Genomic DNA, 22,595 nt, shown 5'->3' with positions numbered 1-22,595 from the left:
ATACTACATTGACCTGAGATTTTTTATTTTATCTCTTAATAAGGCGGCACGTTCAAAATCAAGTATTTTAGCGGCTTCTTTCATCTGGCTCTCAAGTTTTCTTATTGATTCCTCATCCACCACTCCACCCTCCCCTGCCACCACATCAGCAGCATCACTTGTAGGCACAGTCCAGTAATCGGACTCATAAACAGAGGCAAGGATGTTTTTGATATTGTTTTTAATTGTGGTTGGCGTAATTCCCATCTCCTCATTGTATTTAAGCTGTTTTTCCCTGCGCCGGTTTGTCTCCTCCATAGCGCGGCTCATGGAACCCGTAATCCTGTCGGCATACAAAACCACCTTACCGTTAACGTTTCTGGCAGCCCTGCCAGAGGTCTGAATCAGGGATTTCTCTGATCGTAAAAACCCCTCCTTATCGGCGTCAAAAATGGCAACAAGAGATACCTCAGGAAGGTCAAGTCCTTCTCTCAGTAAGTTAACTCCAATCAGGCAGTCAAAAAACCCCATCCTCAGGTCTTGCAGAATCTTTATCCGATCCAACGTGTCTATGTCTGAGTGCAGGTACCGGGTGCGGATTTGTATGTCGTTGTAGTATTCGGAAAGGTCTTCTGCCATTTTTTTAGTCAATGTTGTGACAAGAACTCGTTCGTTTCGGGAGACTGCTGCCCGTATCTCCTCCACAAGGTCATCCACCTGCCCTGCCACAGGCCGCACCAGCATTGGTGGATCAATCAATCCGGTTGGCCTTATGATTTGCTCTACTATGCGTCCTTCGGATTTCTTTATTTCATACTCTGCAGGAGTGGCTGAAACATAGATAATGTTATCTATCCGCTTTTGAAATTCGTTAAACTTTAGTGGCCTGTTATCGAGTGCAGAGGGCAACCTGAAACCATAATCAATCAGCGTTTGCTTGCGTGACCTGTCCCCCTCGTACATGCCGCCTATTTGAGGAATTGTGACATGTGATTCATCTACTACTATCAATAAATCCTGCGGAAAATAATCTATCAATGAGTACGGAGGCTCACCCGGCGCTCTGCCGCTTAGGTGGCGCGAGTAATTCTCTATGCCGTTACAAAACCCGAACTCTTTCAGCATTTCAAGATCAAACATGGTCCGCTGCTCAATACGCCGTGCCTCAATGATTTTACCCTCTTTCAGAAAATAGTCCACCCGCTGCTGCATCTCTACCTTTATGGCCTTAAGAGCGGGCTCAATCCTATAGCCGGGAGTTATCCAGTGAGAGCGCGGATAAATTGCGGCACTTCTGAGTCTTCTGATTTTTTGGCCGGTAAGCGGTTCAAATTCATAAATAGCATCTATGTCGCTACCAAAGTACTCGACCCGGATTCCCTTATCAAGTGAGAAAGCCGGATAAACTTCAATCGTATCCCCTCTGACCCGATATGTACCGCGTTTAAAATCCACCTCCACCCTGTTATACTGAAGTTCGGAAAGCCGCCTTAAAAACTCCTTCCTTGAAAGTGGCTCCCCCTCGGCCACTATTATGTGCATCCCAAGGTAGTCCTCCGGTGAGCCTATGCCATATATGCAAGAAACAGAGGCAACAACGATGGTGTCTCTGCGCTCAAGCACTGACATCGTGGCACTGTGCCGTAGTCTGTCAATGTCTTCGTTTATCATTGCATCTTTGGCTATGTAGGTGTCCGTCCTGGGGATATAAGCTTCTGGCTGATAGTAGTCATAGTAGCTGACAAAATACTCAACGGCGTTTTCCGGAAAAAGATCCTTAAACTCCCCATAAAGTTGAGCGGCCAGCGTCTTATTGTGGGCTATAACAAGGGTCGGCTTTTGTACAGAGGCTATAACGTTAGCTATCGTAAAGGTCTTACCAGAGCCGGTTACACCTAAGAGAACCTGATGAGGATGCTTACCAACGCCCTCTGCAAGTTTTTCTATAGCCTCAGGTTGATCACCTCTTGGCTCAAATTCACTTATTAATTTAAATTCCATAGATTTGGATAAAGATGACATAGAGAGAATTTCTTAGGGGGAGTCTATAATCACTTGAACCTTGCTTACAATATCACGAATAGTTGTTTCATGTAGTTTTAAGATACGAGTATCGTGTCATAGGTACAAGAAGTCTATACGGCATATATAACGAGAGTTCCAAATGAAGTAAATTTCCCGACTTTAGCCTGATATCTGGCTACCCCCACCACCACCAAATCCTCCCAACTTAACGGTCAACAGTGTTTTTAACAGGGCAGAAACAGTTAACTCATTGATTATACACTATTTTATATGGCGGGGTGGACGGGGCTCGAACCCGCGACCTCCGGCGTGACAGGCCGGCGTTCTAACCAGCTGAACTACCACCCCGCTGCTTTACAAACCACTTAATACTACACAATACACTATGGTAGGCGGAACAGGGCTCGAACCTGTGACCCCAGCCTTGTAAGGGCTGTGCTCTACCAACTGAGCTATCCGCCCGCTTAAGCAGCAATGCGATGCCTATTATCACACAGATAGTTTTTTTTGTCAAGATTTTTTTCACACAAAACACTATTGATTTTATTATCAGGAAGAATAAATTTGCCATGCCGCAAATCATAACGCTTTTGCACGTAACACCTAAAATCAGTTATATTATAAGTTGATATTTAAAATATGGAAACTGCACAAAGATACATAACAATACGAGGGGCCAGAGAGCACAACCTTAAAAACCTCAATCTTGATTTGCCAAGAAACTCGTTTATCGTAGTAACCGGCCCTTCAGGGTCAGGCAAGTCCACACTTGCCATAGATACAATTTTTGCAGAAGGACAGAGACGCTACGTGGAGAGCCTTTCCATCTATGCCAGACAATTCTTAGGTGAGATGCAAAAGCCTGATCTTGATTTCATAGAGGGACTTTCGCCATCCATCGCTATCGAGCAAAAAACCATCACACGGAGTCCGCGTTCAACTGTAGGCACTCTAACGGAAATCTATGACTACCTGAGGGTGCTCTACACTCGTATTGGTACACCCTGCTGCCCAGGCTGCTCACAACCTATTATCTCTCAGGATACGGAGCTGATTCTTAACAAAATAACATCCCTGCCCACAGGAACAAAACTCCAGGTACTCTCCCCAATTGCTAAACAGAGGAAAGGCATTTACGAAAAAGAGCTGGCCTCAATGCGGCGTGAGGGGTTTGTAAGAGCCAGAATAGATGGCCAAATGGTAGATTTAACTGAGGATGTTAAACTCAATAAAAACAAGCGCCATACCATAGAAGTAGTAGTGGACAGACTGATGGTTAAAAATGGCATAGAGAAAAAGCTTAAAGATGCCGTGAACACGGCCTTAAGATTTAGCAGTGTAGCCGTCATCAATCTACTGGATGATAACAAGGACATTGTATTTTCAAAAACGCAGGTGTGTCCGGACTGTGGGATAAGTATCCCTGAGTTAAACCACATGTTTTTTTCGTTTAACAGCCAGCTTGGAGCTTGCCCTGCCTGTAATGGTATCGGATATGAGAATCTGACCGAATACGACACTACATCCGACGCTCTGCTCCCATGCCAAAAGTGCGGCGGCCTGCGTTTAAATGAGGTGGCACTGAGCGTTAAAATTGGCGACCTCAATATCGGGCAGTTGTGCTCACTGCCTATGAGTGATATAAGAGTGTTTTTGCAGAACATGACACTGACTCAGAGGGAGGCATTCATAGCGGACAGGATATTAAAGGAAATCCTGAGCAGACTAACATTTATAGAAAGAGTGGGGTTATCGTATCTGGCGTTAAACCGGATGGTGTGGACACTTTCGGGCGGTGAAGCACAGAGGATACGGCTGGCGACTCAACTAGGGGCAAAACTATCCGGGGTGTTGTATGTCCTCGATGAGCCCAGTATCGGGCTGCACCCGCGTGACTGCGCTAAACTAATAGGAACACTGCACAGTATCCGTGACAGCGGTAACACGGTCATCGTGGTTGAGCATGATGAGGAGACAATTTTAGCCTCAGATGTCATTGTGGATATGGGGCCTGGGGCTGGCACGGTGGGTGGATACGTGGTGTCACAGGGCAGTCCACATGAGATAATGAAAGACGAAAACTCCTTGACAGGAGCATATCTCTCTAAAAGACTTTCAATCCCCGTGCCGCAGCAAAGAAGAGCGCCGACAGGTTATATAAAACTCACAGGTGCCCGTGAGAATAACCTTAAAAACGTGGACGTTAATATTCCTCTTGGCGTATTTTTATGTGTAACCGGAGTGTCGGGTTCCGGAAAGAGTTCACTAATTCTTGACACAGTTTATCCAGCCCTTTTCAATGCCAACTATGAGACTAAGTTAAAAGAAGGAAAGTATGACTCCATACTTGGCGTTAACGAGGTTAACCGTGTAATTTACGTCGATCAATCGCCAATTGGTAAAACACCGCGGTCAAACCCATGTACGTACATGGGGATGTTTACACACATTCGGGAGCTGTTTGCAGCGCTTTTGGATTCCCGCACAAAGGGATACAGCCACTCCAGATTTAGTTTTAATCTAAAGGGCGGGCGGTGTGAGTCGTGTAAGGGGGCTGGGATAAAAAAATATGAGATGCACTTTCTGCCGGATGCTTATGTTGTGTGTGATATGTGTGGCGGCAAGAGGTTTAACCGGGAAACTCTCCACATAAAGTACAAGGGTAAGAGCATAACCGATGTGCTCAGAATGACGGTGAGTGAGGCGCGGGAGTTTTTTCTGCCCGTACTTACTATAAGTGAAAAACTGGCATTGCTTGAGGAGGTGGGGCTTGGTTACATTGCACTTGGGCAATCGGCAAATACACTATCCGGCGGTGAGGCGCAAAGGCTGAGGCTCTGTCGGGAGCTCTCCAAAAGAGCAACCGGACGCACCATCTACATTTTGGATGAACCGACAACGGGACTGCATTTTGTTGACGTTGACAGACTGCTGAAAATTCTTCACAGGCTAACAGATTTAGGTAACACAGTGGTAGTCATAGAGCATAATATTGATGTTATAAGGGCAGCCGATTACGTAATAGATTTGGGCCCGGAGGGCGGCAATCTGGGAGGCCATGTAATAGCAGAAGGCACACCTGAGGAGATTTCATTAAATAAAAATTCATACACCGGTCAGTTTTTGAGTAAAACGAAGAGAAGAGATAAATAAGAGTAAGCGGGGTTGCCCTTAAGTTTTTTATGTTTACATATAGATTCTACGATGAGGCAATGTTTATACTTTCATAATAGATTTTCTCATAAGGCAACACATCTTATTTAGCTGACTTTGGTCATTTGAACCCCTGCCAATTGCACTTCGGAGCAGTCAACATGACTGCTCCAACGCGGAAAATAATCAAGTTTATACAAGGTAGCATTTTATCGCCTAGCCTCGTTACCATCGTAAAAAGTAAACGGTGCGGATTTATTTTTAATTTTACTTGACAAATGCAACCGTGTTGCAATATCATATATCTATGATACAGCAAATACTTGCGGCACAGGCGACACTAAAAGACAACGGGTTTCGTTTAACTAAAATCAGAAAACTCATTCTTGAGGTGTTTTTCTCTAATACGACCGTACCAATCTCCGCCACGGAACTTAAATCGCAGCTCTTTGCATTAGACACGAAAGTAAACAAGACAACGGTCTATCGCGAGCTGGAATTTTTATCGGCACAGGGTATAATCGTGGAGGTCAATGCCGGTGACGGCAAGAAACGATATGAACTCAACTGTTATTGCCATCACCACCACGTCCTGTGCCTGCGGTGCAGTGCGGTGGAATGTGTAACCATCGATAACTGTACGCTGGAGGAGCAACTTAACAGCGTTGATTTAAAGAATTTTAAGATTACCGGACACGCGTTAAACTTTTTCGGCCTTTGTGCGCAATGCCGATGAATCATGATATTAATCATATCACATTTATGCGATATACTTTAAGTATATGGAGGTAGTAAAACAATGAAATATAATAAGGCAAGCAGTAGGTTTATTCTTGCTCTATCAACAATTTCTATGGTTCTTATGTTATTGCTATTTCCCCGAATCGTACATGCCGAAATTAAAATTACTGCATCGTTTTATCCACTTGCATTTATCGCTCAAAGCGTTGCTGGCAGCAATGCAGAGGTAATAAACATGACTCCGACCGGAGTTGAGCCACACGAGTTTGAGCCAAAATTAAGCACCCTTAAGGGGGTTTATTCATCCCGCCTGTTTATATATAACGGAGCCGGGGTTGACCTATGGGCTGAGAAACTCTCCGTGGATTTAAAGAAAAAAGGGATAGAAACTGTTAATATGACATCACATATGACTCTGCTAAAAGTAGAGGGCAAATCGGCTGACCCGCATTTTTGGTTAGATCCGGTGTTGGTAAAAAAAGAGGTTGAAGTTATTCGTGACGCACTAATTAAAATAGATCCTGCCGGCAGAGCTACTTACGAAAAAAATGCCGCCGATATCAGCTCCAAACTTAACACCCTTAACAGTAAGTTTGTTACCGGGCTAAAAACCTGTAAACATAAGGATATTATCGTAACCCACTCGGCATTTCAGTACATGGCGGCACGATACGGTTTAAACGTGTTTTCTATCCTTGGGCTTTCCACCTTAGAGGAGGCATCTCCTAAAAAGCTTGCCGAGCTTTCAAATATCGTCAAAGAAAAGAAAATGAAATACGTGTTTTATGAATCCCTGGTAAGCCCTAAGCTTGCCGAGACATTGGCTAATGAGGCCGGTGTAAAAACCCTCACACTCAATCCATGTGAGGGACTGACAGATGACGATGTAAAAGCCGACAGAGATTATTTGTCGCTTATGGAAAATAATCTCAAAAACTTAAAAACAGCATTGGAGTGTAATTAATAACACAACTATGGAGCAGTTTTGTTTAGAGGCACGGGGGATAGAGCATAGTTATGGCAAAGAGAAGGTTCTTGAAAATGTAACCTTTTCAATAGCTGCCGGAAGCTACGTTGGTCTAATCGGTCCAAATGGAGGCGGTAAAACCACCTTAATAAAAATCCTGCTTGGGCTTACCAAACCTGATGCCGGTAAGGTTTATGTATTTGGGGAGAGTCTTTCTAATTACAAAAAGAAATATCATCTTGGATATGTTCCTCAGCAAGTGTCTCAGCTTGAAAACTCGTTTCCTGCAACCGTTTCAGAGATAGTCAAAACCGGACGCACGGCACGCGTTGGCCTATATAAAAATTTTACACATAAGGACAAAGAGGCTGTCAACACAGCAATGGAAATAGCCGGGGTATCTGAGTACAAAGACAGGCTGATAGGGAAACTCTCCGGAGGACAGAAACAAAAAGTGTTTATCGCCAGGGCTTTGGCCGGAGATCCCAAAGTTCTCTTTCTTGATGAGCCCATGGTTGGAATAGACATTGTTTCAAGAGAGTCATTCTATACCTTTTTAAAACGCCTCAATAAGGAAAACGGCATAACCATAGTGTTTATCTCTCATGACCTTGGGGTAATATCCGAGGAGGTGGAAACTATTTTGTGTTTAAACAAGAAACTGTTTTGCCATAGCAAATCCGGTGAAACAAGCATTGATCAACTGATTGAGGACTCTTACGGTAAGAAAGTGTCTGCCGTGAGGCATATACATTAAGCATATGCTTGAAATATTTGATCACATCTTTATGATAAGGGCTTTTACGGCAGGGATCCTTATTGCCGTCACAGCACCGGTTATAGGCATATTTTTAGTTGTCAGGCGGTACTCTCTGATAGCCGACACACTTGCCCACGTATCTCTGGCAGGTGTTGCGATTGGACTTTTAACAAAAACATATCCGCTGATTTGGGCAACAGTGGTCTCAGCAACCACAGCAATAGGGATAGAGACCCTTCGCAAGTCAAAACGAGTCTATGGCGAGGCCTCAGTTGCTCTGTTTTTACAGGGCGGCATGGCAGTAGCTGTAACTTTGATAAGCATAGCACGGGGGTTTAATGCCGAGCTGTTTGGCTTTCTGTTTGGCGCTATAGCTACGGTGTCTGAGACTGACCTATATTTCATTGGAATTTTAGCGCTTGTAATAGTTTTAGCAGTGTTTTTTCATTTTAAAGAGCTCTTTGCAGTAGCCTTTGATGAGGAGCTTGCACAGTTAAGCGGAATGCGTGTTAAGGCCTTTAACACAGCACTTGTCGTACTTGCCGCCATTGCTATTACTGTTGCAACAAGAATAGTCGGGATACTGCTTATCGGAGCTCTGATGGTTGTACCTGTGCTTTCAGCCATGCAGTTCTCACGCAGTTTTAAACAGACAATGGGGATTTCCATTGTAGTATCCCTTGTCTCAGTTATTGTGGGGCTCTATGCCTCTTACTACCTTGATATAGCAAGCGGAGGAGCTATTGTCCTCATTGCTTTGGCAATTTTCTTTGTCTCTTCAATCATCAATAAGAATAATTAATTATAAAATAGCTGCCCAAAGAATATAATCTCTGCTTCCCATAATCACCTCTGCAGAGTCAACTGCTTGCCGTGTTTGTCTCCACCACTTAGCGAATTAGGCTCGCCGGATGTTTTAAACTGTGACGCTATTTTTCTCAGATGCGAAGATACGCTCACAAGCTGAGCTGCTGCTCTTGAAACTACGTCTGAGCAAACGGAGGTCTCTCTTGAGGTTTTAGCAAGAGTGTCCGTGTCTTCTGCAATCTGCGAGGAAACGGAGGACATCTGCTCGGTAGCTGATGCGATACTCTGAACCATAGATTGCAGCTCGGTTACACTATGCACTATTGAGTTAAGGGAATCACCTGCCTTTGAGGAGTAATCCACACCGGCTTCTACTCTGACCAGACTTTCCTTCATTGATGATATTGCTTTTCCGGTTTCACTCTGAATAGCCATAATCATTTCACTTATTTCGGTTGTGGCCTTACCGGTCTTTTCTGCCAACTTTCTTACCTCATCGGCTACCACGGCAAACCCCCGCCCCTGCTCCCCGGCCCGTGCCGCTTCTATTGCAGCGTTTAAAGCCAGAAGATTTGTCTGATCCGCTATATCATTTATGACATTTACTATTTCCCCTATCTGACTTGAACGATGCCCCAGTGACTCTATCATCGTGGCGGAGTCTCTAACTGTAACTTTTATTTGCTTTACCTCATCTCTTGTCTTATCCACCACACTTGAACCGTCTTTTGCCACAGCCATGGTTGATGTGGCAGAGGATGCGATTGTTGATGCATTCTTTGCAATGTCAACAATGGTTTGAGTCATTTCTTCTACTGCAGTTGCTACCTGGGTTGTCTTCTCTGCCTGACTAATCGTGTCAACAGAGATTTTGCTCGAAGTTGTATTCAGACCGTCACACGCCCCTGAGACTGAGTCAGCTAAACTTTTCAAACTGTACACTATCTCCCTCAGGTTAGCGGTCATCTTGTTAAATCCCTCAGAAAGCTTTCCTATCTCATCCTTTGCATGGTAATCAAAGCTGCAGTCAATATCACCATCGGCCATACGTTCAAAAGAATCGCTCAAATCTTTCAATGGTTTGTGTGTTTTCCTAAAGATAGCTATAAATAGCACGGATATACCAACTAATAAAAGAAAACCAACAAGAGTAAATATGAGTTCAAGACGTTTTAGTTTTGCCATTTTCTCAGCAAGCGGCACCTTTATGCTGATTGCTCCCAAAACAGTGCCCTCTGTTACGGTATGGCATTCAAGACAATTTTTACCCATAAAATCCTTTTGGGCAATGTATGGATAAACTCCTCTTAAGTAATCACCATTTATGACTACTACATCCTTACCGGTACTTATCACCTGTTTTTCGATATCATCGGTAGCATGATCATCATCAGGATTAGTTCCAAAATTCTTATCAACAGATTCGGTTCTTATTACTTTTAAGTCTATTAAGGTTTTCATTTGATCTAAAAAGAGCTTCTTTGAAGTACTTATTGACCCTGTCAGCATCATTGTCGTAAGGCTGTTTAACACGGTCTCCCTGTAGCCTTTTATTGCTCCGTTTTTAATCTCATCAATTATCATATCTTTGGATAGGGTTACTGCAAAAAAAATGTTCAATATCACCCCAATAGTTGTAAAGACTAGTATCGGTACCAGTGTTTTTGAAGTTATAGACCAGTTCTTAAACATTATTGATATCCCTCCGTTTCACTTAAAATCACAACATTATATTTCCCAATCTGCCTACCACTTCCACACCCTGTCGTATTATACAACAAATTATTTTTTTTTAATCAAACTTATTATAGTGGTTAAATATTAATAAACAGAGGATTAAATAGTAGCTCCGGCTGCCTTATCATCTATTCTAATGAAATCAACTTATCAGAGATAGTTGATTGTCATGTTTGTGCCCAGGGGCGGCAGGATAAACCCCGCCAGAGCTTTTAAACTGAGACACTATTTTCCTTAGGTTTTCAGAAACAGTCACAAGCTGAGAAGATGCACTTGCAATAATGTCTGAGCAAACGGAGGTCTCTTTTGAGTTTTTGGCGATATCGTCTATATCCTCTGTAACCTGCCCTGAGACGGAGGACATCTGCTCGGTAGCCGATGCGATACTCTGAACCATAGATTGCAGCTCGGTTACGCTATGCACTATTGAGTTAAGGGAATCACCTGCCTTTGTGGAGTAATCCACACCGGCTTCTACTCTGACCAGACTTTCTTTCATTGATGATATTGCTTTTCCGGTTTCACTCTGAATAGTGCGAATCATTTCACTTATTTCAGTTGTGGCCTTACCGGTCTTTTCTGCCAACTTTCTTACTTCATCTGCAACCACGGCAAACCCACGCCCCTGCTCTCCAGCCCGTGCCGCTTCTATTGCTGCGTTTAAAGCCAGAAGATTTGTCTGATCCGCTATGTCATTTATGACATTTACTATTTCCCCTATCTGGCTTGAGCGACGCCCCAATGACTCTATCATCGTGGCAGATTCTCTAACTGTAACTTCTATTTTATTTACCTCATCTTTGGTCTTATCCACCACACTTGAACCGTCTTTTGCCACAGCCATGGTTGATGTGGCAGAGGATGCGATTGTTGATGAATTCCTCGCTATATCAATAATAGTCTGAGACATTTCCTCTACAGCAGTGGCTAACTGAGTAGTTTTTTCTGCCTGAGTAATTGTGTCAACAGACATTTTGCTTGACGTAGTGTTCAGACCGTTGCATGCCTCTGACACAGAGTGCGCTAAACTTTGCAGACTGTACACTATCTCCCTTAGCTTTGCTGTCATCTTGTTAAATCCTTCAGAAAGCCTTCCTATTTCGTCTTTTGACTCATAATCAAAAGTGCATTCTATATCACCATCGGCTATTCGGTCAAAAACACAAGTCAAATCTTTTAACGGTTTGTGAGTCTTCTTAAAGATAACTATAAATATTACAGATATACCAACTAATAAAAGTAAACCAAACAGAATAAATACGAGTTCAAGACGCCTTAATTTCGCCATTTTTTCTGCCAGTGGCACCTTTATACTGATTGCTCCTATAACCGTACCCTCGGCTACGCTGTGGCAACCAAGGCAGTTTCTCCCCATATAATTCTTTTGGGCTATGTATGGGTAAACTCCCCTTAAGTAATCACCGTTTATGACTACTACCTCCTTTCCAGTACTTATCACCTGTTTTTCGATATCATCGGTAGCATGATCATCATCCGGATTAGTTCCAAAATTCTTATCAACAGATTCGGTCCTTATTACTTTTAAATCAATTAAGGTTTTCATTTGATCTAAAAAAGGTTTTTTCGAAGTAGTTACTGATCCGGTTACCATCATAGCCGTAAGACTGTTTATGACCGTCTCTCTGTACCCTCTTATTGCTCCGTCTTTAATCTCATCAATTATCATACTTTTGGATAAGTTTACAGCAAAAAAAATGTTAAAGATAACACCAAGAGTTGTAAAAACAAGTATCGGCACCAGTGTTTTAGTCGTTATAGACCATTTCTTGTACATCGTTTGCGCTCCTCCCTAATTTTCTATTTCGCCTACTCCTTTTACGACAGCAGCATTATACAACAAATTATTTTTTTTAATCAAATTATAAATGCTCAGAATAAATCAAAGAAACTCTGATTTGTTATATCTGAAATATCACTGTTGACATCCCTGCACTGATAAGATTATTATCAGTCCGCCATAAGGCTAACAAGAGGACAAAGGATTTTTACTATTATTCAGCTATAGCAGGGAGAGAGTTAAAACTTGAAGATACTGTTTATCGCCCCACGGCTAAGCCTCTACATTGTGGACACACGGCGAGTGCTGACAGAGGCGGGGCATGATGTGGATGTTCTTGACGTTTTTGATGCCATTTATTCAACAGCTGTCGGAGATGTTTCTGTTTTTAAACACGAAACAGTTAAAAAAGTCACATGGGGTATAAAGAAACTAAAGGGGCTCTCAACCCTCTTAGCTGCAAAATCATTTCTTAAAAAATTAGCAGGTAAGTATGATATATGCCACGTGCATTATAATGAACCACTATACAGCGCATTTTTCCCTGAGGAGTTATCCAAAATTGCACATACACTCATTGTCAGTATCTGGGGGTGGGACTTTCACAAGGCAAACAATTACAGAAGAAAACTCCAGGAGAGAATTTATAAACGCGCAGACACTATAACTTTCAATAACGAGGTAGTGCGTGATGATTTTATCCGGCACTATGATGGCAGGTATTTAAGCAAGTCCGAAATTCTCAGATTTGGATTGACTACAATTTCTGATATAAAACAATTGCAAAACAGAGAAGATGCAGCTCTGTATTGCCGCAGTAGATTAGAGCTTCCCCTCGATGCCTTTATTGTTGCCTTTGGCCATAACGGAGTGGTGGAACAGCAGCATGAGAAAATGGCCTTAGCCATAAAAGAAAGCATGAGCACGCTTCCCGCTGATACTTACATTGTATTCCCTGTTCATAATGGAACAGACATAAACTATATCGAGCGCGTAAAGACAACCGTTAAAGACTGCGGCCTGCGATATAAAATAATAGACAATATGATATACGGCGAGGAGTTGGCGGCATTAAGGACAGCGGCAGATGTAATGGTGCATGTGCAAGTTACAGATTCATTTTCTGCCGCAATGCAGGAACACCTGTATGGCGGAGGCATTGTGATTAACGGCTCATGGCTGCCGTATAAGTTTCTAAAAGACAGGGGGGTTTTCTTCCTTGAGGTTAATTCGGTATCAGAAGTTGCAGAAAAAATCATATACGCTTACGAAAACAAAAGCCAACTGAAAGAGCTATGCCTTCTAAACCGCCCCATAATGTGGGATTTGAGTAGTTGGGAAAGAAACCTTCCTCGTTGGGAGGCGATTTATAAAAAAAATTGAACCACTTGTTGATTTTATTGTATTAGTCATTTCTTTTACTGCAAAATCCCATAACCCTTTGAATAATCGTAATTGCCGATGTTCTCTGATGAAAACTTTCTTATTGGCTCAGTGCCCTTATAAAAATCCAAAATCTCAATTTCTCCCTGGCCAAATTTAACCACTCTGTATATGGCTGCTCCAAATCCATAGTGAACTCCGGCAAAACCTAGTGTGCCAAAATAAATACACTCTGAACGGCTTCTGTCTCTTAACTCAAAAAGACCTTGCGATAAATCCCCAGGCTCTTTCTTCGATTGTAATTGAGGAGCAAAATGTGATGACACACTTCTGAACCGGTTCCTCAGCTGCGGCTCAGGCGTGTATAAGTAACCTCCAGGATCACGGAATATTTCCACCTCTTCAACACTTAACTCTACCGATAACTGATCGTTATGGGCATGTGCTCCGTTATACCTGCTGTCAACACTGCCACATCTTACCGCCAAATATAATCCATCCGCTTTGAAAATATACAGGCCAAAATCAGGATACGCTCTTAAAGTTAAACGCTTCAAAACATCTGAATTCTTAACCGGTATGAGAACTCTGTCTTTGTGAGTGTCATCAGTTTTGTTAAATTCATTAATTAACTTTTGTAAATCAGCTGATGTACCGTATTCTTTTGGCAGTGAACTCGAAATGTTCATATCATTTGGTATAACAACTCCCCCTGAATAGTTTCTGATTAAAATGGCCTCTGTGTTATCAGTTTTAGCAGGCTCAAACAGTCCCTTAAAAGCAGAAACCACTCCGCTATAATCCGGGCTTTCCTCATCAAGAAAGGTTCCGCCGTCATAATCCGCATTAAAACCCTCAAGGTTTTTATATGTTTTAACTGCCTCATCCATGCTCAAGGTCTTAAATTTGGTTGAAAGTTTAAAGAGCCTCCCGCTGTCATTGTCTCCTATTTGAGGAATTTTTCCTACGCCGTCAGGCTTTAAAATATCTGTTATAAATGCGCCCATTTTGTAGAGTTTTGTAAAGTAAGCTGGCGGAAAGGGTGTAAACAAACCAGATGGTTTCATCGGATAGAGTTTGACTGGGGACGGCAAAAGCCTCGGATACACTCTGTGGAGTTTGTGGTTATAATTTTTTAGCGAGTTAATTCGCTCAGTCGTACAAATCCCAAGAACAAGGGCAGTTGCATAAAGCACCAGCTCTGTGCACAGGCAGTGATAGGCTGTGGATGACTCAAAATGAGTGCCGTCAGTGTTAAATTGAAATTCGACCTCTTTTATCAGTTCACAAACTGAAAAAGCGAACCAACAGTCTGTCTCATCACTGGGTGGCAAATACGCTGAGATAAACAGCAGGCCGGTTATTTCAGCAAGGTAATGGTTGCCTCTTAAGTTTTGAGACCAGGATAGATTATTTATGATATGGACTCCGTGGCCATATATCAATTGGCCAAAAGCTTTATTGAAACCCTCTCCAAACAAAATTCCGGCAAGGGAGAATAAATCATACGTTAAGAGCAGGTTAGCTGCCCGAATTGCCGCATCCATACCACATCGCCAGTTGACGCCAAAACGGGGTGGATTTACCGCTGCAAAATCCAACACCTGATTTTGAAACTCAGCAGCCAATCGCTTATGGCTAAACTCTGCCGCACCGTTTGTAAAACAAGCAAGTGCAAGCGGAGGCAGATGTTGAAAACGGGCAAGTTCCCATGGGACTTTTATATCAACTCCGGGCTTGTTTGAAGTTCTCAGGCTGTTATACCACTTGCGTTCAGACCATCTAAACCCAGATTTAAAATCCAGTTGCCAGTCTATCGGAGTGTATGTACCGTCTATAAGCATCCAAAGCCGTTTAGATCTGAAAAAGTTAGGAATGTTAACCTGTCTTAATAACCACATGCCGTTTATGTCCGTTTTAACCTGTTTACCTGAGTTGTAACGGTTACCGTGAAGCCCTTTGCACCTTGTGCCGTAACTGGCCTCTGTCCAGCCTGAAGCAAGTGTGTTAAATTTATGCTTAAGAGTGTAACTTATTTGTTTGAAAGCGGCGTTGTTATTTGGTTTAATGGTGACAAATCTATTTGTAATTTCGAGTTTCTTATTTGTGGAGGTTGGCAGAAAAAAATCCCTGACTCTTAGAAATAAACGATTAAGCCGCTGTTTTACACGGCGTCTTAGTTCTGTTTGTGGCATCTCTGTCCTTAATCAGCTACATAACGCTCTTGTATGCCAACCGCATCACACTCCATACCCTGGTACGTGTCTATTGACAGATTTTTTAAGTAACTTTCCGCTAAACTTATTTCTTTAAGATTAAGCTCTTTAAGTTCATAGTCATGATATTTATCAATCACCACACCACTAAGATGGCATATTGCCTGCTTTATACCTATCTTTCTCAGTATTTCTCTGAGCATTTCCTCATTTCTTTCAGTCAATATCAGTGAAGGTTCCAGTTTACGGTTAGGGGTTAAAGCAAAATGCTCAGGTACCAGCAAATTGTGAAGTAAATATGTCTTAAGTCCGTCTCTCCACTCAATTGCTGCACCACCATCACAATGAAACTTGTTATTTGCGATCATTTTCATAATTTTTGGTTGTATAAGAATAACACAATGATTTTCAAAAAACATTGATGCAAAGACACCGGACTGCAGAAAATCACTGTACATATCGATTAATTCATTTTTACGGACACCTATTGATGAAATGTAATCAAACAGAAAGAACCATGCACTATCAGCCCACAATCCACTGCCATTAAACATATGGTCTAACTGAGCAAAACGTAGAAAGCTTAACACAACAGCATCGTCAACACTCTTAATACTGTTGAAGAGTGAAACAGGCCGGGTATCGCCGGATGAAACAAAACGCATAAACTCTTCACTATTAGTAAACGGTAGCCTTGTTATTATATTTTTAAACGAGGTTTGAAAACTCTCGATATAGTCTATTTTACTGACGGTATTAACTGTAAGCCAAATCGGTGGTTTGACCATTTTTGTTAAATATTTTTTCATGTTAATCTCAACAGGCGTATCTCTTTTATTGATGATTATTTCTGCTACTAAAGACTTATAGAGCTCCGGGTTATATGTATAAACAATCCTCGGGCGCTGATAGTTGCTTGTAGAGTATATCCATTCGATATGATTTCCAATTTTTTCCTGACTAATATCACCGTCAAAAGGTTCATACAATTTAGCAGCCCATCTTTTCATCATAGACACTAACATATCCAACTTTTCAGCAGGCATAAGTTCCTCTAACTCTCTGGTCTTCATGCCTAAAAACTTTGCTATCGTATAGCCCATAAACTAACCTCCTGTATATTGAATATTAATACGGTTACAAAATGATTCCTTTACTTGTTTATCGGCGTTATTTCTATAATTCTTAACATTGTTGTTTATGCTATACCTTAAGGTTTTACAAAGAGATGTGATTTATCCGGTTTTATGCTGTAAAAAGAACTTCAGAGAGGAATTATCAGGGATTAACAATTAATCCTGAGGGGGTTATTCAAAAATATCGTTTACGTTAACCTGAAGCCCTTCTATGACTTTAGATGTGATAAAACCCTCAATTGCTGCAACTGAGTGTAGTTTATACTTATCACCTACGATGGTTAATATCTCAATCGTTTGAGGTTCCGGCATAACTATCCAGTACTCAGGTACTCTGTACTTCTCGTATATTGCCTTCTTTATTTCAGTATCCATCTCATAACTACCTGAAGATATTATCTCACAAACCATATCCGGTACGCCTCTTATCCAATCCTGGATGATAAACATGTTTTCTTTTTTGATAAACAATATATCGGGTTGAAGCCTGTTAATCCCTTCTTCAAAGATTACGTCAAGTGGAGATAAACATACCTCCCCTAAATTATTCTTTTTAACATAATGACGCAAAATATCTGCCAAATTAAAAACAATTCTCTGATGTCTCGTAAATGGACTAGGCCCCATGATTTCCTCGCCGTTTATGATTTCCGTTAAGTCTAAATCTTTTTCAATCGTACCCACATTCATTATACTAAGATAGCTCTAAACTAACGGTGTTGTCAATATAAGCTGATATCCGAAATCGTAAGCGTTAAGCTAAATCTACTAAAAACGATAGGGAAGCTTACTAATACTTTTAAGCACCTTTGCCGGATTGCCTGTTACTACAGCCCCGTCAGGGACACTTTTTACAACTACAGACCCTGCCCCGATAAGAGCTTTTTTCCCAACGACCACACAAGGAAGAATAGTTACATTTGCCCCGACAATTGCCTCCTCTTTTATACACACACCGCTTAACCTTTCCTTAGCGCCCGGGGAATTAGGATATCTTGAGTTGGTTAAAACCACGTTAGGCCCTATCCATGCCCTGGTTTCAACAATTGTGAATTCCGGGATAAAGGATTGAGAGTGAATCCTTACGAAGCTTCCAATTGACACATGGTGCTCTACCACCGTAAGAGTCCCAATGCTTACGTTATGGCCAATTAGGTTTAACTCCCTGATGTTTGCCTTATTGCCGGTATGAAAATTGTTGCCTATCGTGTTTCCGGCATAAATTACCGTGTGAGAGCGAATCACCGCATTGTCTCCAATTATGGTCTGAAGCGGCTCATCGTCATAACCTACGGGCACAGCCCCTATTACGACAAAATCCTCAATCGTGCAATTTTCACCAAGTATCACATTTGGATATATTATAGCCGTGCTGCTTATCATTTTATTACTCCTAAACGGCACCTTTTTGGAATGAAAGACAAGAATACCTCCTTTTGTGTTTCAACGGATTCATACATTGCATGGATTAACTCCACTGATTTCCGGCCCTCTATGCCTCCAACAAGCCCCTGCTTGTCATAAATCAGACTCTCAATAACATCTTTGAAAAACTCCGAGTGATTCCATGCTGGTTCGGCAGGTACTTTTGAGTAATTTTCCCAGATATCGTCGTCCATTTGCTCATCCCTGTCCTCAAACTCCCACGTTTGCAGCTCATTCATGAAAAACCCGCCGACTACCACCGTACCCTTTTGGCCAAGCACACTGACTGAGCCCTCAAGGTCTTTAGGACGTGCCGCCGTTGTAGCCTCTATAACGCCAAGCGCACCGTTTTTAAATTTCAGTATGGCTACTCCGGTATCATCAGCCTCAATATCGGCAAGATGCGTGGCAGTTTTTGCCATAACGCTCTCAACAGCCCCCATAAGCCAAATCAGCATATCAATATGGTGGCTTGCCTGATTCGTGAGCACACCACCGTCATAAGCCCATGTGCCGCGCCACGGTTTTTCCTTGTAGTATTTATTATCCCGCCGCCATCTGACCCGCACTGTGGCCAGCACAAGTTTCCCAAATCTGCCCTTATCAAGCGCCTCTTTGAGTTTTACAATGGGGGGATTAAAACGGTTCTGTTTGATTACAAAAATCTTAATCCTTCTTTTATCACACTCTTCAAGGATCTTGTCTATCTGAGAGAGGGTGAGAGCAAACGGTTTTTCCACAACAAAGTGGCGGTTAAACTTCATAAGCTCCATGATGTTGTCGCCGTGAAGCCCCGATGGTGTAAGGATATTTAAAACGTGAGGGCCGGTCTCTTCTATCATTATCTGAGCGTCGGTGTATGCCGGAATTCCATATTTTTGTTGAAATGCCTGAGCAGCCTTTGGGTCAATATCGCATGCTCCGCAAATTGAAGCGTTTTCAAGCCGCCCTATGGCGGTAACGTGCTTATTTGCTATCGCACCGCAGCCAACCAGTGCAAATCTTATGTGTTTTGCTTTATCCACGATAATATGTGCGATTATAACATTTTTTGTGAGTCTATACCAAAATAAATTTGTGTATGTTATCATAAACTTAAGGAGAGGAATTTTATATGCCACAATACTTTGATATTACATTAAAGAGTATTTTGAAAAAACTGCCGCGAAAATTTATGAAGATAATGACTGGATTTGAAACGGCAAAATTTCTGGACGTGCAATTTCCTGAGATTAAATACAGACAGCCGGATTTGCTGGTTGAGCTTCCCGATGATTCACTATTCCACATGGAGATGCAGGCGCAAAATGACCGGAATATGGATTGCAGGGAGTTGGAATATTTATATCTGATATACTGCAATTTTAGAAAATCTGTCCAACAATTAGTTCTTTATGTCGGTGATGGAAAACTGAACATGAAAAACGAAATTAAAATGCCTGGTTTACATTTCACTTACAGGATAATAGACATCAGGGATATTGACTGCAGAGAGTTACTTGAAAGTGATGACCCTGCCGATAATATTTTGGCAATACTATGTAAAACAGACGATGCCGATGGAACAATAAGGGGAATTATTGCTAAATTATATGAATTACCAGTTGAAGACAGACGGAACTATATTTTAGAATTATTAACCCTGTCAAGACTAAGAGGTTTAACAAAATCCGTTAAAAGGGAGGTTAAGAAAATGCCGGTAACTATTGATATCAGTACAGATGAACTTTATCTGGATGGTAAGGAGGAAGGGTTACTTGAGGGTGAGCGTATAGGGTTGCTTGAAGGCATTGAAGGTATGCTTGAAATCAAATTTGGCTTAACAGGACTGGAGTTAATGAATATGGTCAAAGCTCTAAACACTGTTGACAAATTAGAGGAGTTCAAAAATCTTATAAAACTGGCAGGTTCAATGGATGAATTAAAGGCGTTTTTGGGAAAGAGTTTGTAAATGATGAAAGCACCAAATAAGGAGTCCCATGCCTAAAGAGCCGCCCTCTGAGCCAATCCTTCGTTTAAATACTGAAATGCACACGGCGCCAATTGGAAGAATTGGTGTTGATTCCGAAAATAAATATCTTGTTACTGGCTCAGAAGACAAAACTATAAAAGTGTGGGATATTCGTGATCTTTCCTCGATAAGGCTTCTACAAACCCTCAGAGTTCCCATCGGTGAGGGCAAAGAGGGAAAAATCTATGCGGTTGCCATATCTCCTGACGGAGAGACGATTGCCAGCGGCGGGTGGACAGGTTACGAATGGGATAAATCTGCTTCAATATACATATTTGACAGGCAGAGCGGAAAACTAATAAAGCGGATTACATGGCTGCCTAATGTTATACAACATCTTTCATATTCTAAAGATGGTAGGTTTCTTGCTGCAACATTGGGAGGAGCTAACGGCATTCGGATTTATGAAACAGATGGTTACTCACAAGTAGCTTCAGACACTGATTATGGCGATAGTAGTTACGGCGCTGATTTCGACAAAGAAGGCAGGCTTGTTACTTCATCTGATGATGGATACATCCGGCTTTATGACAGAGAGTTTAAACTAATCAAAAAGGAAAAACCACAGGGAGGCAGCTTACCATTCTCAGTGGCTTTTTCGCCCAATGGCTCAAATATAGCGGTTGGGATTATTGGTAAGAACAAAGTGGAAATACTATCCGGCAGTGACCTTTCTTATCAATACTCACCTGATACATCCGATGCTAACGGTGATTTCTCCATAGTTTCTTTTTCACTTGACGGTAACTACCTCTATGCCGGTGGAAAAGCATCTGTCAATGGGCAATGTTTTATCAGAAAATGGTCAAATGGTGGAAAAGGACAATACAAAGACCTTTCAGCTTCAGTTAGTACCATAATGCAAATCGTACCACTTAAAAATGATGGCATTGTTTTTGGTTCACAAGACCCGGCATTTGGAATATTTGATAAAAAGGATGAACGAATTGTTTTTAAGCAAGGTGATAAACCCGACTATAGAGGAAATACTGAGGAATTTCAAATATCAAAAGATACAAAAACTATTAGGTTTTGGTATGAACAAGGTGGTAACTCTCCTAAAGTTTTTTCACTTAAAGATAGAGAGTTGTTAGATGTTTCCAATTTTAAAGATAACCTGCTTAAACCGATTTTGAAATCTGATAAATTAGATGTTACAGACTGGCTTAATAATTATAACCCACAACTAAATGAGAGAGCCTTACAACTAAAGCAGCATGAAAGATCGAGGAGCCTTGCGATATTGCCTGATGACAGCGGTTTTTTGCTTGCCTCAGAGTGGGCTTTAAGACTCTTTGATAAAAACGGAAAAGAAAAGTGGAATATAGCTGTACCCAGTGTAGCATGGAACGTAAACGTATCTCAAAATGGGAAAATAGCAGTAGCGGCTTTTGCAGACGGAACGATTAGGTGGTTTAGAGTAAGGGATGGGAAAGAACTGTTAGCGTTTTTTCCGCTTAATGATAAAGATAGAAATAAATGGGTTTTATGGACGCCAACTGGGTATTACGATGCCTCAGTAGGCGGCGATGAGTTAATCGGCTGGCACGTAAACAGAGGCAAAGACAAAGAGGCGGATTTCTACTCTATATCAAAATTCAGCCATATCTATTATAGACCGGATATAGTATCAAAAGTGCTCGATACGCTTGATGAGGATGAGGCTATAAGACAGGCAAATGAAGAGGCAAACCTGAAAACCCAAACGGCGTCAGTAACCAAAACGTTACCGCCGGTTGTTAAAATCCTGTCGCCTGTCTCCGGAGCTGAGGCTGCCAACACTGAGCTTGTGATCAAATATGAGGTGCGAACTCCGGCTGATGCTCCGCTTACGGCTTTTAAGGTTATAGTTAACGGCGTTAAACAGGAAATAAAGACCAGCTTTAACTATAAAGGCATAGAAAGTAATGAGGATGAAATAGCAGTAAAAATTCCTGAGGAGGATTGTACAATAGCCTTAGTAGCAGAAAATAAACACTCTGCAAGTGAACCCGCTATTGTGGTTATTAAATGGAAAGGAACATCTAAGGGCACAGCTAAGAGTGCCTCATCAATTCCTCAAAAACCCAGACTTTTTATTCTTTCTGTTGGAATTAATGACTATCAAAGCCCTGCAATCAGAAATCTAAGTTTTGCAGAAAAAGACGCCAAAGATTTTGTAAAAGTTATGAGAGAACAAGAAGACATACTTTATAAAGAAGTAATAGCCCATAGGATACCAAATGAAGAAGCCACAAAAGAAAACATTTTGGATGGCTTTGATTGGCTGGATAAAAGCAAGATAAACGATGAGGATGTCGTCATGGTGCTGCTTTCAGGGCATGGAACAAACGATCCTATAAAAAACTTTTATTACTATATATCGGCTGATACGGATATAAACAGGTTAAAGGCAACAGCTGTGCCGTTTACAGATATTAAAAACACGGTAACAACATTAAGATGTAAGACTGTGTT

The 22,595-nt window shown here is 41.7% G+C and carries 16 protein-coding genes and 2 tRNA genes (1 of these 18 only partly in view); 8 read left to right on the top strand and 10 right to left on the bottom strand.

From position 1 onward, the window contains the following. Nucleotides 1-3: 3 nt before the first annotated feature. The 3 genes from uvrB to HQK88_09330 all read right to left on the bottom strand — a co-directional run bounded on the left by uvrB (nt 4) and on the right by HQK88_09330 (nt 2,466). Nucleotides 4-1,980 carry an excinuclease ABC subunit UvrB gene (gene uvrB / locus HQK88_09340; protein MBF0617002.1) on the bottom strand — a complete coding sequence of 659 codons (1,977 nt, stop codon included), beginning with the start codon at nt 1,978-1,980 and terminating at the stop codon, nt 4-6. 295 nt (nt 1,981-2,275) lie between these two features. Next, nucleotides 2,276-2,352 (bottom strand) — tRNA-Asp (locus HQK88_09335). 38 nt (nt 2,353-2,390) lie between these two features. Next, a tRNA-Val gene (locus HQK88_09330) sits at nt 2,391-2,466 on the bottom strand. A 177-nt stretch (nt 2,467-2,643) separates the two neighbouring features. Between HQK88_09330 and uvrA the strand changes: the two genes are divergently transcribed. The 5 genes from uvrA to HQK88_09305 all read left to right on the top strand — a co-directional run bounded on the left by uvrA (nt 2,644) and on the right by HQK88_09305 (nt 8,427). Further along, nucleotides 2,644-5,157, top strand: a complete 2,514-nt coding sequence (gene uvrA, locus HQK88_09325; protein ID MBF0617001.1) for an excinuclease ABC subunit UvrA — start codon at nt 2,644-2,646, stop codon at nt 5,155-5,157. Between the two features lie 307 nt (nt 5,158-5,464). Then, complete coding sequence (locus HQK88_09320) at nt 5,465-5,893, top strand: transcriptional repressor (GenBank protein MBF0617000.1); 429 nt, start codon at nt 5,465-5,467, stop codon at nt 5,891-5,893. Nucleotides 5,894-5,956: 63 nt separating this feature from the next. Further along, on the top strand, nt 5,957-6,862 hold the full coding sequence (locus HQK88_09315) for a zinc ABC transporter substrate-binding protein (protein ID MBF0616999.1): 906 nt from the start codon (nt 5,957-5,959) through the stop codon (nt 6,860-6,862). A 10-nt stretch (nt 6,863-6,872) separates the two neighbouring features. Further along, complete coding sequence (locus HQK88_09310; GenBank protein MBF0616998.1) at nt 6,873-7,622, top strand: metal ABC transporter ATP-binding protein; 750 nt, start codon at nt 6,873-6,875, stop codon at nt 7,620-7,622. A 4-nt stretch (nt 7,623-7,626) separates the two neighbouring features. Next, nucleotides 7,627-8,427 carry a metal ABC transporter permease gene (locus tag HQK88_09305; protein MBF0616997.1) on the top strand — a complete coding sequence of 267 codons (801 nt, stop codon included), beginning with the start codon at nt 7,627-7,629 and terminating at the stop codon, nt 8,425-8,427. Nucleotides 8,428-8,471: 44 nt separating this feature from the next. Here HQK88_09305 and HQK88_09300 read toward each other — a convergent pair whose 3' ends face one another. Both HQK88_09300 and HQK88_09295 read right to left on the bottom strand, forming a co-directional pair. Then, on the bottom strand, nt 8,472-10,124 hold the full coding sequence (locus HQK88_09300; GenBank protein ID MBF0616996.1) for a HAMP domain-containing protein: 1,653 nt from the start codon (nt 10,122-10,124) through the stop codon (nt 8,472-8,474). A gap of 187 nt (nt 10,125-10,311) precedes the next feature. Beyond that, nucleotides 10,312-11,964, bottom strand: a complete 1,653-nt coding sequence (locus tag HQK88_09295; protein ID MBF0616995.1) for a HAMP domain-containing protein — start codon at nt 11,962-11,964, stop codon at nt 10,312-10,314. Nucleotides 11,965-12,213: 249 nt separating this feature from the next. On the opposite strand from HQK88_09295, the gene HQK88_09290 reads away from it, so the two are divergent. Further along, on the top strand, nt 12,214-13,350 hold the full coding sequence (locus tag HQK88_09290; GenBank protein ID MBF0616994.1) for a glycosyltransferase family 4 protein: 1,137 nt from the start codon (nt 12,214-12,216) through the stop codon (nt 13,348-13,350). 35 nt (nt 13,351-13,385) lie between these two features. Here the strand turns inward: HQK88_09290 and HQK88_09285 are convergent, their stop codons facing one another. The 5 genes from HQK88_09285 to HQK88_09265 form a co-directional block, all read right to left on the bottom strand. Further along, nucleotides 13,386-15,545 (bottom strand): heparinase II/III family protein, encoded by a 2,160-nt coding sequence (locus HQK88_09285; protein MBF0616993.1) that lies wholly within the window; start codon nt 15,543-15,545, stop codon nt 13,386-13,388. A gap of 8 nt (nt 15,546-15,553) precedes the next feature. After that, a complete protein-coding gene (locus HQK88_09280) occupies nt 15,554-16,669 on the bottom strand; it encodes a hypothetical protein (protein MBF0616992.1) in 1,116 nt (371 codons plus the stop codon). A 204-nt stretch (nt 16,670-16,873) separates the two neighbouring features. Then, a complete protein-coding gene (locus HQK88_09275; protein MBF0616991.1) occupies nt 16,874-17,392 on the bottom strand; it encodes a Uma2 family endonuclease in 519 nt (172 codons plus the stop codon). A 78-nt stretch (nt 17,393-17,470) separates the two neighbouring features. Then, nucleotides 17,471-18,085, bottom strand: a complete 615-nt coding sequence (locus HQK88_09270) for a transferase (GenBank protein ID MBF0616990.1) — start codon at nt 18,083-18,085, stop codon at nt 17,471-17,473. Then, on the bottom strand, nt 18,082-19,218 hold the full coding sequence (locus HQK88_09265) for a Gfo/Idh/MocA family oxidoreductase (GenBank protein MBF0616989.1): 1,137 nt from the start codon (nt 19,216-19,218) through the stop codon (nt 18,082-18,084). Before HQK88_09265 ends, HQK88_09270 begins: the two co-directional genes overlap by 4 nt. A 23-nt stretch (nt 19,219-19,241) precedes the next feature. Between HQK88_09265 and HQK88_09260 the strand changes: the two genes are divergently transcribed. After that, complete coding sequence (locus tag HQK88_09260; protein MBF0616988.1) at nt 19,242-20,078, top strand: hypothetical protein; 837 nt, start codon at nt 19,242-19,244, stop codon at nt 20,076-20,078. 28 nt (nt 20,079-20,106) lie between these two features. Continuing rightward, on the top strand, nt 20,107-22,595 hold the 5' portion of the coding sequence (locus HQK88_09255) for a caspase family protein (GenBank protein MBF0616987.1). Its footprint extends 358 nt past the window's final position; only the first 2,489 of its 2,847 coding nucleotides appear in the window; its start codon is at nt 20,107-20,109; the stop codon falls past the right edge of the window.

The organism is Nitrospirota bacterium, from assembly GCA_015233895.1.
In the GTDB taxonomy this organism is placed as follows: Bacteria; Nitrospirota; Thermodesulfovibrionia; order Thermodesulfovibrionales; family Magnetobacteriaceae; genus Magnetomonas.
Note: the sequence above shows the minus strand (reverse complement) of the source record. Positions and strands in the feature narration are given on the sequence as shown.